Raw genomic sequence first — 11,716 nt, 5'->3', positions numbered from 1 at the left:
GCTACCGGTTCCGCGGCGTACGGCGGCTCTTCACCGCCCAGAACAGATTCCCCGCACACACCACCGCGCAAGCGCCGAACGTGACCGGCGGCCACCACACCCCGCCCGGGGTCCACCAGGACGCGAGCGCCAGCCAGGCGAACACGATCAGCAGCACCGTCCAACCGATCGCGAACCAGGGCACCCGTCGACGGCCTCCTCCTATGCCCTGGCGATGCCCTTGACACTCCCTTCGCTCTGCCCGCGCGGCCGTGGTCCAAGCCGTGCAGGCACCCATCGGCTCGGCGTTGGAACCTCTACTTCCACCGATCGCGTCTATGATCTCCCCGACTGTATCGGCCGGGTCGAATGGACGGAGATCGGTTAAGTGGGCATGAAGCCGCGATCAGACCGGACACATGCACGATGAGTGTCGTGAAACCCGAGGTGCCATTGGCAGTTCGTGCGGCAAGGCATATCGCGGTCGTCGGGGCGGCCACCCAAACCGTCGCCGCTATCCTGGCGCTGACATACATACGGTCGTCGGCTATCGGAGTGCCTCAGCCGGGATACCCCAGCGAGGACGCGCACAGCGGCGAGTCGTTGTTCGAGTTGCTTGCGATGCTTGCTGCCGGCTCCGTCGCGGTGCTGGCCATCGTGACAGCCGGGCTACTGGCCTTAGCCCGGCGCGGTGCGCAGGTGCTCTGCATTGTAGTGACAATCGTATACGCGGTGGTCCTGCCCTGCGGGTGCTGCGGTGCCTTCGGCGGTACTGACGACGCAGTCGAATTCGGGACACATGGCGGGGAGCCCGGTCTCGTGTTGACCTACCCGGGCTGGTATGAACCTGCCCAACAGACGCTGAGCGTAGTACTGCTCTTGGCCTGTGCAGTCGTTGTGACGCTGCTGTGGACTCCGGCATCGTTCCGGTTCTTCCGCGAAGTCCCAGCGCCGATCCACCTGGGCCCCGTTCGCGCTGCCAGCGGACATTCACCCACCCACCGAGCCGGACGACCAGAGTGACAGCGGTGTCGGCCGCATCTGAGAAACCCCCGCGGCGGGTCTTGGTGGCTGGGCTCATCATCGCATCGCACTCAGGATTCGGCGTCACCCGCCCCACCATCTACCGCCACCTCGCCCGGCTACCCGGGACGTGACGACTACCCGACCCGCCCACAGCTTCCAACGAACCCCAACGCCAAGGATTATCGATCTTCGCGGATGAGTGGACCCGTGGGTGGGGGGCAGCATCCTGGCCAGGTCCCGGGGATGGGATGGCGCACACGTCGATGCTGTGGAGCCCCGGCTGTGGGCAACGGGATGGATTCGTCGAGCAAAGTTGCAGGATCGGTAAACCTCGCGAGCTGACGCGGGTGTCTTGCTGGGTAACGAGGCATGCGGAGGTCAGATGAGGGATTCGCGTGGGGCGGAGTTTGATGACTTCGTTCGCACACGGTCGATAGTGCTGTTGCGGGTTGCCTTCTTGTTGACCGGGGACCGGCACGCGGCGGAGGACCTGCTTCAGGAGGTTTTGGAGCAGGTGTATGTGCGGTGGCGTCGGGTGCAGAGCAGCCCGGAGGCGTACGCGCGGCGTGCACTGGTGAATCGGTCGATCAACCGGTGGCGTTGGCGTGCTCGGCGTCCGGAGCAGGCGCTGGGTGACCACGACGGGGTTGGCCGAGACCATGCCGACGCCGTGGCGGTTCGCGAGGTGGTCGTTGGGGCGCTTCGGGTGTTGCCGGCTCGGCAGCGGGCCGCGGTCGTGCTCCGTTACCTGGAAGATCTGCCAGTCGCTGACGTTGCGACGGCGATGGGTTGCTCTGAGGGTGCGGTGAAGAGTCACGCCTCGCGCGGCTTGGCTCGGCTGCGACAGGTGCTAGCCGAATCGAGTCTCGTCATGCCCATCACTGAAACCGGGAGTTCGCGATGACCATGAACGACAGTGACGTGCGCGACGTCTTGCATCGCGCGACGGAGGATCTGGTCAGCCCGCCGGGTTTGCTCGGTGAGGTGCGCCGGGGTGGGCGCCGCCGGGTGGTGCGCCGCCGAGCCGTGCTGGCGACGCTCTGCGCGGCCGTGGTTGCCCTACCCGTGGCTGGCGGGCTCCAACTGGCAAGCGACGGCGGAGAGGTGCAGGTTGCTTCACCGCTGCTGGACGAGCCCACTCGTGGTGATCTAGCTCGTAACGAAGGGTATCTGCGGCAGGTCCGCGACGTGTGGCAGCGCCGGCGGGCGGAGTTGGAAACGCCAATGTCCGGCGAGCCGCATATCGTGTGGGCCGGACAGACCCCCGCGGGCCCTGCCGCTTACATCGCCCACCGCACCACGCACAACCCGATTGTGAGCGAGCCGGCCAACGACCGACTGGTCGCGATGGCAGCGTTCGTCGAACCCACCGCCAACGGGCCGAGCGTCATGACGACCGAAACGATCACCGACGCCGGAACTGACGGCAACTCCCAAGCAGTACTGCTCGGACCGCAGCGCGACGTGCTGCTCGTCCTTGACTTCGGGCAACCAGTGGAGTTCTCACCAGAGCTCCAGTACATGCCTGACGGTAAAGTCAAGCGAACCTTCCAGCCTGTGGCATTCCGAGACGGTGCGGCCATCCTCGCGGTGCAGCCGCAACGCACGAAGATCACGGTCGGCCTCGCCAGGACGCCGGTCAAGCGGGAAAACGTCGTTCACATCACCAACGCCACCGAAATTCTCTCCCCGAACGGCGATAGCCCATCACGGAAGCGACTCCGGTACACGTTGCCCGGCGCGGACCCGGCGTGGGGTGGCGACCCCACCACGCCTGAATACCAAAACAAGCCGGGCGCTAAGGAAGTCAGCGCCCAGGGGACCGAAGCTCTCGCGGACTACATCGACCCCCTCGGCGCGCACGTTGGCGACGGTTCTCCCCTGCTGTCCATCTACGGGGCAACCCCCGACGGCCGGCGACTCCTCGTCGAAACCATCCAGTACGACGACGAGCCCGCGCGCGTCATCGCACTAACCGCCCGCAACGACGAGTCCTTCCAAGCTGTGGCCAACACGGTCGCGGACTGGACGGCACCCCTGCAGGTGCGGCTGCAACTGCCTGACAATCAGGGCACCTTAGTCGCCGCTGAGGGCGCAACGCTGAGCTACCGAGTCGCCGATGGTGAATGGGTGGACGCCGGCCGGAACGCAGCACTCCTACCCGCCAATGCCACCGACGTACGTGTCACCAACGCCAGCGGAACCGTCACCAACGTCGCAGTCGCTTCCTGATTCAGTCCAGCGTCAACCGAAACGCCTGCCAGCTCACAGCTAGGTGTGAGCTGGCAGGCGTTTCGGTTGACGAACCTCGAACACGGGCCGACAGCCGACGTCAAGGCCTGCGTTCCGCAGCTTCGCGTCGATATAGTCGGCTCGCGGGATTGAACCTGCAGGTCAGCGGGTTGCGGCCTGGCGGAAACCGGGAAAACTTCTAGTGACACGTTTGCCTGTGGATATCTTCGTCTAGCTGTGGATCTATCGGTCGAGCCCTAGTCGGTGTACGGTCTGGGCCGTGTACGTGAAGGCGTCGACGCGTAAGACCCGCGGCGGGCAGACGATCCGCTACCTGCAGTTGGCCCACAACGAGTGGGACCCGGCGGCGAAGGCGTCCAAGACGCGGGTGTTGTACTCCTTCGGCCGCGAGGACCAACTCGACGTCGCCGGGGTGCGCCGGCTGGTCGACGCGCTGTCGCGTCTACTGGACCCGGCCGACGCCCTCACCGCGACCGCCCCGGCGGGACTGTCGTTCGTCCAGTCGCGGCCGCTGGGCGGGGCGTGGCTGCTCGACGGCCTGTGGACTCAGCTGGGCATCGACAAGATCGTGCGGGGCATGGTCAACACTTCCCGTCGTGAGGTCGACGTCGAGCGGGTGCTGTTCGCGCTGGTCGCCAACCGGGCACTCAAGCCATCGTCGAAGCTGGCGGCATCGGAGTGGGTCTGCCACGACGTGCACCTGCCCCGCCTGCCGTCGGTGACCGACGACGCCTGCTACCGGGCGATGGACGACCTGATCGGTGTCGAACCCGCGCTGACCCGGGCGATCTACGACCAGATCGCGGACCTGCTCAACCTGGAAGTGGATCTGCTGTTCTTCGACACGACCAGCACCTACTTCGAACTGGACGAGACCGACGACCCGCTCTGGCGCGACGAGCGGGGCAAGGTCGTGGCCGAGGGCGACCCGGCCGCGGTCAAGCAGGCCGGGTTCCGCACCCACGGCAAGAGCAAGGACCACCGCGACGACCTGCCCCAGGTCGTGGTCGGCATGGCCGTCACCCGCACCGGCATCCCCGTGCGGGTGTGGTGCTGGCCTGGCAACACCAGCGACTCGGCGTTGATCCGCCAGGTCAAGACCGAGATGCGGGAGTGGAACCTCGCCCGCATCGTGTGGGTCGCCGACCGCGGCTCCGCCTCCGCCGAGAACCGCCGATTCCTGCAACAGGGCGCAGGCGGCTACATCCTCGGTGAGAAGCTGCGCGCCGGCACCGCCGAGGCCGACGCCGCCCTGACCCGGCAAGGCCGCTACGCCACCGTCGCCGACAACCTGCAGGTCAAAGAGGTCAACATCGGCGCCGACGACCGGTTCGTGATCTGCTTCAACCCCGAAACCGCCCAGCGTGACGCCGCCATCCGCGAGCGGCTGACCGCCCAGCTCACCATCAAGATCGACGGTTCGGACAAGCTGAGCCCCACCAAACGCGCCGAGCTGCGCGGGGTGATCTCCACCAAGCCCGGCCTGAACCGCTACCTACGCGTCACCCCCGCAGGGCTGCTGCGCATCGACCAAGCGGCGGTCAAGGCCGAACAGCGCATGGACGGCAAGTACCTGCTGCGCTGCTCCGACCCCAACCTCTCGGCCGAGGACATCGCGCTGGGCTACAAGCAACTCCTCGAAGTCGAACGCGGCTGGCGCGACATGAAGACCACCCTCGACCTGCGACCGGTGTTCCACCGCCGCGAGGACCGCATCCGCGCCCACATCCTGCTGTGCTGGCTGGCCCTGCTACTCATCCGCGTCGCCGAGACCACCACCGGCCACACCTGGGCCAAGATCCGCACCGACGTCGAGCGGCTGCATGTCGGCGTGTTCACCGGCCCCGCCGGTACGTTCTGCCAGCGCACCGACCTGTCTCAGCCCCAGAAGGCGCTGCTCGCCAAACTGAAGATCCCCGAGCCGCCCCGCGTCATCAAGGCGATACCCGCAACCGCCTGACCAGCACGAACACCCCGGCCTAGTGACACGCCAGGCCACCGGGCCCACCGGTGTTTACCCAGCTCAAACCCCAGATCCGCGGACTATATCGAAGCGAAGCTGCGGAACGCAGGGTCTGCCACAGGAACATTCCAGACAAAAGTCGACGTCCGCATGCCCGACGCCTCGATCGCAAGCCGCCGCACGCTCGACCTGGACACCAGAGGCGTTACGCAGGGCCGGTAACGCCTCTGGTGTCCAGGTGAGCGGTCAGGCAACCGCGCTCGGCGGACCAGCGAGCGCGGGACGGGTCAGCGGGTTGGGCGGTCTGACGGGACGGTCAGCACGATCGAGCCGGCCGCCCGGTCGTGCAGGCGCACACTCGTACGCCTCACGGCTGCGACTGCGGTACGGAGTGAAACATGCGTAGATCGACCTGACCTGCAATGACCCGATCGGCGACCAGTGCGGGCCTGGCGACGGCGACTACGGACGCCGTAAGGATTCACGCCCCGGCGGTCCGGGTACGCCGCCAGTAGCCGAGCGACGCCACCGTCAGCCCCAGCCCCCAGAGCAGGTACGCCGGCATCGAGACCCAGAAGAACCAGAGCGGGTACCGCCCGTCGCCCGGATCCCAGCTCCCGGTCGCCGTCTCCACCGCCAACTGCCCGGTCCCGATTCCGAAGTAGACCACCAGCAGCAGCCCGAGCCCGAATCCCGGCCCCAGCAGCAGCCAGCGCGGCACCCGCCACCCGGCCAGCAGTGGCACCCAGCCGGGGAAGACCCGGCCCCAGCCGTGCACCAGGGCCAGCGGCAACAGCAGCCCGGCGAGCAGGAAGCCGACCTCGAACACCAGCACCGCCGGACCGGCCGCGAACGGGATCTCGTCCATCCCGACGGCCACCTGCGTGCCGAGCCGGACCAGGCAGCCGGCCGCCGCCAGGTACGCCGCCGCGAACGCCCAGCCCGGCGTCCTGGTGAGCGGGCCGCCGAGCAGTGGACGGTCGCCCCGGACCCGTCGCCGGTAGCCGTCCGTGGCGACGGCGAGCAGCACCCCGCCGGTCAGGCAGCCGAGCCGACCGGCTATCCCGGCCGGGTCGACGGCGAGGCCGAGCCCGGGGACGAGCACGGCGACGACGTCCAGCAGCAACAGTGGGCAGAGCATCACCAGGGCCACGCTCACCGCCCAGGCAGCCGCCGCCAGCGGCCACCGCCAGCGTGTCGCACGACGCAACGCGACCGCCAGCGGCGCCGCCGCGCCGACCAGGGCGACGGCGCCCCAGCCGGCCACCGGGAACAGATCGGTACCCAGCGGCGGGAACTCCGGGGCGTTCCCCGCCGCCCAGTAGACCCGCAGCCCCCCGTACCCGATCGTCCAGAGCAGCACCGCGGACGGTGCCGCCTTCGCGGCCCGGCCGCGCCATCCCCTGCCCATGTCCGCAAGGGTCGTCGCCGCCGGCCGCGCCGGGATCCCCCGCCCGGCGGGCCCGGGTCCCCCGCCGGAGGGAGACGGGCGAAAGCCCTGATGGCAGCGGTACGGCGGAGACCAACGGTACGGATGAGAACGGGCATTCCGGACCTGCGCCGTTACCACGATCTCTAGCCTGGAGGTGCTGATTCGTCAGGGAAAGGGGACCGAGCCGAGCACCGTCGGTGGCCGAGATGCCTCATCGAGCAAGAAGAACGTCACACGGTATCCAGCGATCCGAGCAGTGGGAGCAGCCGACGCCCCGGCGGATCGGCAGGGAGTCCCGGGCCGCGCCCGCCGCGCTGCCGGTCCCCCGGACCGGTCCGGCACTCGGCTGGCAACTGCTCAGCAGCCTGGCCCTGCTCGCCGCACTGGTCTGGATCGGCCGGGCCCAACTCCGGGCCGGTCGCCCCGACACCTGGCTGCTCAGCCCGCTGGACGGCCTCGCCATCGCACTCGGCGGCGACGGGGCGTACCCGATGCGGCAGCGGCTCGGGCTGCTCCTGATCGCCCTCGTCTGCTTCGCCGCCTGGCGGCATCGGCGCCGGGTCCGGCTCGCCTACCGTCCCGGCCCGGTGGACGTGCACGAGTTCACCGACGCCACCCCGGACCACAATGCCCCGGTCGACGACCTGAAGAGCCAGTTCTGCCAGCGGCTCTCCGAGACGCACATCTACCCCCCGTACGCCGGACCCGCCGACCCGCCGCCGGAGACCTTCCTCGACGTGGCCAGCGGGGTCGACCCGCGCACCGGCAACCCGCTGGCCATGCTGCTCCAGATGCTGCCCCGGCTCTGGCCGAGGATCGGTTACCGGGTGACCGGGGTGTTGCAGGTCCGGGCCCAGGAACCCTGCTACGGCGTCTCGGCGACCGTCACCTCGTTCCTCGGCGGCGGCCGGAGTGCGATGACCACCCAGTGGGGCGGCACCTGGGAGGAGGCGACCGGGCGGGCGGCGTACTGGGTGCTGGCCACCATCCTGCCGGTGACCCGGCTCGGCCGGGCCGCACCGTGGCGGAACTGGTACGGCCGGGAACTGCCGTCGGCGCTCTTCGCCGCGTACAACCGGGGCAAGGAATCGCAGGACCGGCGGCAGTTCGACGAGGCGCTGCGCTACTACGGCGAGGCGCTGGGGCTGGACCCGTTCAACGCCGACCTGCGGGTGATGGTGGCCAGCGTGCAGGAGGAGATGGGACTCTTCCTGGACGCGCTGGACACCTACCAGTCGGCGCTGGTGCTGCGCGAGCAGGGCGGCTGGTACGACGACCACGTCTGGACCACCCGCGCCGACCGGCTCCGCCACCTGCCCCGGCACCTGCTCGGCACCCTGCGCTACCTGCGCCGCCGGCCCGACTCGATCCGGCTGCGCTACCAGTACGCCTGCACGCTCGCGTACACCGAGCGGACCGTGCACCAGTGGTTCAAGTCCGACGGCGTCGGCGACCGGGAGAAGGTACGCCGGCAGATGCGGCAGCGCCTGGAGAAGGCGTTCGTCGACAGGTACTGGCCGGTGGTGGTCACCTTCGCCGACGCGCCCGGTGAGCCGGCCGCCAAGGAGTGGCTGCGCCGGACGTTGCGGGAATATCCGGAGGCGACCCGGGTGGTCTTCCAGATCGCCGCCGCGCAGGAGCTGTACCGGCTGCGCGAGGACACCGTGCTCGCCTGGTTCGTCCGGGCCACCCGCTCCGAGGTGACCCACTCGGCGCTGCTGCTGCTCCGGGACGTCTGGGCACCGCTGCGGCTGGCCAGGGCCTGGCACGACTGGGCCGCCGCCGGCTGGCAGCCGGCCCGGCCGGGCACCGCGACCGGACCACTGCCAGACCCGTCCGCCGACGGTGGGCGGCCGGTCGCGTCGGTCGGTGCCGGCCAGCCCCCGGTCTCGTCCGTCGGTGCCGGCCAGCCACCGGCGGGGCCGGTCGGGCCGTTCGAGGACGGGGGCTGCCTGGCGGGGTGGTGGCGGCGCGGTCCGCGTACCCGGGCCCGGACGCTGAGCCGGGAGTGGCCGTGCGGCGGCGTGCTGCTGGACCGGGCGATCCGGCGCGCCCAGCGTAGGCGCTGGCCGAGGCAGCCGCTGCGGTCGTTCGACTTCTACAACGCGGCCTGCACCTACGCCTTCGCGCTCAAGGGGTACTTCCCGGAACGGGAGCACCCCGCTCCGGCGCACCTGTCGGCGGCCGGCCGGGCACTGTGGCGGGGCCGCCGGCTGATCGCCGACGCGCTGCCACTGGCGTACCCGCCGCGCTGGCACCGCCGGCCCGCCGCCCCGCCGGCCATCCCCGTGCCCCCGCCGGCCATCCCCGTGCCCCCGCCGGCCAGCCCGGCCGGGTCGGGCAGCCCGGCCGGGTCGCCGGACGGCGCGGGCGCCCGGCCGGACGGCGCGACCGGCGCGGTGCCGCCGGAGCCGAGCCCGCACCCGCTGCCCCCGCCGGTCGCGTCGCTGGTGGCGAAGGCGGTGGAGCAGTTGCGGGCCGCGCTGGCCTGCACCGAGAGCGGGGTCGCCGCCGACCGGCTGCGGCGGTGGATCCTGAGCAGCGAGCCCGACCTGGCGCCACTGCGCCGGTTGCAGGACTTCGGGTACTTCGAGGAGGAGGTCTATCCCAGCCTGAAGGTGGTGCTGCCGCGCCCCGACAAAGTGATCAACTCCCGGATGTCGGCGTACGCCAAGGAGCTGCTCTGCCAGGGTGCCGTACTCCTCGAACAGACCTGGCACGACCGTGCCCTGCCGCCGCAGACCGCCGACCCGCACCAGCTCATCGGCTGGCTCGGCCTGGACGCGGAGACCTGGGACACGCTCTGCCGGATCGCCCTGGACCACGCCCGGTACTGGCGGGACCGGACCGAGTTCATCCGGCTGCTGCGCCGGGCGGTCGACCCGGTACGCCTCGCCGAGGCCCGCTTCCCGCCCTCGATCCCCCGCTACGACGACCTCAGCCTGGCCGGTGCCGACCGGCTGGTCGGGGACGGCAGCCGGCCCGAGGAGAACATCGAGCGGCTGGCCCGGCACAACATCGCGCTCGTCGACCGCCGGCTCAACGCGATCTACCAGACCGTGGCCGAGCACGCCGGGGACGGCAGCCTGCGGGCCCGGCGCCGACTGGCCGAGTTGGACTACCGGGGCGAGCCGCTGCGCGGCGACGAGGCGCAGGGCATCTGCACCCGGCAGGCCGGCCGGTGGCACCAGGTCGCGGAGCGGATGCGCGAGACCGGTCCGGTGGTGGACACGAGCGGCCTCGGCGTCCTGGAGCCTCGCAACTGACACCGGACACGCGGTAGGGTGCCGTCGGTCGTCCGGGTAGCGTGGGGAGTACGAGTCTTGTCGAGGTTTCCCCTGCGTGCCGACGACCCGGAACACCTCGGCGGCTACGAGCTGGTGGGCCGGCTCGGCTCCGGCGGAATGGGCACCGTGTTCCTGGGCCGCTCACCGCAGGGCCGGCCGGTGGCGATCAAGATGGTCCGGGCCGAGTTCACGCACGACCCGGAGTTCCTCGGCCGGTTCCGCAGCGAGGTGAACCGGGCCCGTCAGGTGCCGCCGTTCTGCACCGCCGAGGTGCTCGACGCCGACCTCGACCACGACCCGCCGTACCTGGTCGTCGAGTACGTCGACGGGCCGAACCTGTCCGACGTGGTCCGCGAGCGGGGGCCGCTCTCCGCCGGTGCGCTGCACAGCGCGGCGCTCGGCATCGCCACCGCACTGGCCGCGATCCACGGTGCCGGGGTCATCCACCGCGACCTCAAACCGGGCAACGTCCTCTTCGCACTGGGCGGCCTCAAGGTGATCGACTTCGGCATCGCCCGGCCGCTGGAGGCGACCAGCCAGCACACCCGTACCGACCAGATCGTCGGGACTCTCGCCTACATGGCGCCGGAACGCTTCGACGAGCAGCCCGGCCTGCGCACGAGTACCGCCTCCGACATCTTCGCCTGGGGTGCGGTGGTCACCTACGCGGGGACCGGCCGGACCCCGTTCGTCGCGGACTCGGCCCCGGCCATGGCGGTGCGCATCCTGACCCAGCCGCCGACGCTGACCGGGCTGCCCGCACCGCTGCGCGACATCGTCGCCCGGACCCTCGCCAAGGATCCGGACGAGCGGCCGACGGCCCGGGAACTGCTCGACCTGCTGCTGGCCGTGGACCCGTCGAGCGGTGCGGCACCGACCCGGCCGGCGGCGCCGGTCGCCGCCACCCGGCCGGCGCCGGCCCAGCCGGCAACCGTCGCCCCGGACCAGCCGGTGCGGGCTGGCGGCGAGGGGCCCGGACGACAGCAGCAGCCCGCCGCCGAAGTCGCCGACCAGGTTCCGCAGCGGCGCGCGGTCGGCCGGGCAGCCGTCGCCGTGGTCGCCCTCGGTGCCCTGCTGCTGGCCGGTTTCCTGGGCTACAACCTGCTGTCCGGCAGCGGGTCCGACCCTGACGCGAGCCGCGAGAGCCCGTCGCCCGCCGGCCCCACCGGGACGTCGACGGGGTCACCCCGGCCGTCGTCCACCGGCGCCCCCGGGCCCTCGGCCGGCTCGCCGACGGGTCCGTCCGGGCCGGCCGGGAACGACGCGATCCTCGCCGGCACCCGGCAAACCTTGATCCACTTCGCGGAGAAGGACAGGGATCTGGCCCTGCCGCTGCCCGACGAGGTGGTACCGTCCGACGGCACCAGCGTCGAGTCGCTCTTCGCCCTCGTCCCGGTGGGCGTCGACTACATGATCAAGTCGATGCAACCCAACAACGGCGAGCCCCGGTGTCTCGGGGTGAAGATCAACCCGACCGACTGGGCCACCCTGGTCGGGACCGAGTGCCGGCCCAGCAAGGCGACGCTCTTCTCGATCACCTCCACCGGCCGCAGGGACGACAAGGGCCGGCCGACCTACACGATCTTCAACGAGGAGGAGGGCCTCGTGCAGTGGTCCGAGTCCAAGTCGGAGATCTACGTGCAGTTCCCCGGGGACGCGGATCCGAACGCGACGTTCAGCTTCGTCGACCGGGGCCCGCTCGACGGGAAGCCGCTCGACCGGTAGCCGCTCGACGGGTAGCCGCTCGACCGGTAGCCGCTCGACGGACAGAGCCTC

8 protein-coding genes are annotated in these 11,716 nt (G+C 70.6%); 6 read left to right on the top strand and 2 right to left on the bottom strand.

Annotation, left to right across the window (positions count from 1 at the left end; translation table 11 throughout):
- Position 1: 1 nt before the first annotated feature.
- Positions 2–184 carry a hypothetical protein gene (locus tag O7626_RS04545; RefSeq protein WP_278059539.1) on the bottom strand — a complete coding sequence of 61 codons (183 nt, stop codon included), beginning with the start codon at positions 182–184 and terminating at the stop codon, positions 2–4.
- 230 nt (positions 185–414) lie between these two features.
- Here O7626_RS04545 and O7626_RS04540 point away from each other — a divergent pair, with 230 nt between their 5' ends.
- From O7626_RS04540 to O7626_RS04525, 4 genes are all read left to right on the top strand, one after another.
- A complete protein-coding gene (locus O7626_RS04540; protein WP_278059537.1) occupies positions 415–1,002 on the top strand; it encodes a hypothetical protein in 588 nt (195 codons plus the stop codon).
- Positions 1,003–1,387: 385 nt separating this feature from the next.
- On the top strand, positions 1,388–1,909 hold the full coding sequence (locus O7626_RS04535; RefSeq protein WP_278059535.1) for a SigE family RNA polymerase sigma factor: 522 nt from the start codon (positions 1,388–1,390) through the stop codon (positions 1,907–1,909).
- On the top strand, positions 1,906–3,237 hold the full coding sequence (locus O7626_RS04530) for a hypothetical protein (protein ID WP_278059533.1): 1,332 nt from the start codon (positions 1,906–1,908) through the stop codon (positions 3,235–3,237). Before O7626_RS04535 ends, O7626_RS04530 begins: the two co-directional genes overlap by 4 nt.
- 280 nt (positions 3,238–3,517) lie before the next feature.
- Positions 3,518–5,218, top strand: coding sequence for an IS1634 family transposase (locus tag O7626_RS04525; RefSeq protein ID WP_278059531.1), 1,701 nt, complete (start codon positions 3,518–3,520; stop codon positions 5,216–5,218).
- A 484-nt stretch (positions 5,219–5,702) separates the two neighbouring features.
- Here the strand turns inward: O7626_RS04525 and O7626_RS04520 are convergent, their stop codons facing one another.
- Positions 5,703–6,632 carry a hypothetical protein gene (locus O7626_RS04520; protein ID WP_278059529.1) on the bottom strand — a complete coding sequence of 310 codons (930 nt, stop codon included), beginning with the start codon at positions 6,630–6,632 and terminating at the stop codon, positions 5,703–5,705.
- 227 nt (positions 6,633–6,859) lie between these two features.
- On the opposite strand from O7626_RS04520, the gene O7626_RS04515 reads away from it, so the two are divergent.
- On the top strand, positions 6,860–9,919 hold the full coding sequence (locus O7626_RS04515) for a tetratricopeptide repeat protein (protein ID WP_278059527.1): 3,060 nt from the start codon (positions 6,860–6,862) through the stop codon (positions 9,917–9,919).
- Between the two features lie 57 nt (positions 9,920–9,976).
- Positions 9,977–11,665, top strand: a complete 1,689-nt coding sequence (locus O7626_RS04510) for a serine/threonine-protein kinase (protein ID WP_278059526.1) — start codon at positions 9,977–9,979, stop codon at positions 11,663–11,665.
- The last annotated feature ends 51 nt before the right edge of the window (positions 11,666–11,716 follow it).

Origin of the sequence: Micromonospora sp. WMMD1102 (genome assembly GCF_029626265.1) — a bacterium.
Taxonomy (GTDB): domain Bacteria; phylum Actinomycetota; class Actinomycetes; order Mycobacteriales; family Micromonosporaceae; genus Plantactinospora.
This window is presented reverse-complemented; position numbering and strand designations above follow the sequence as displayed.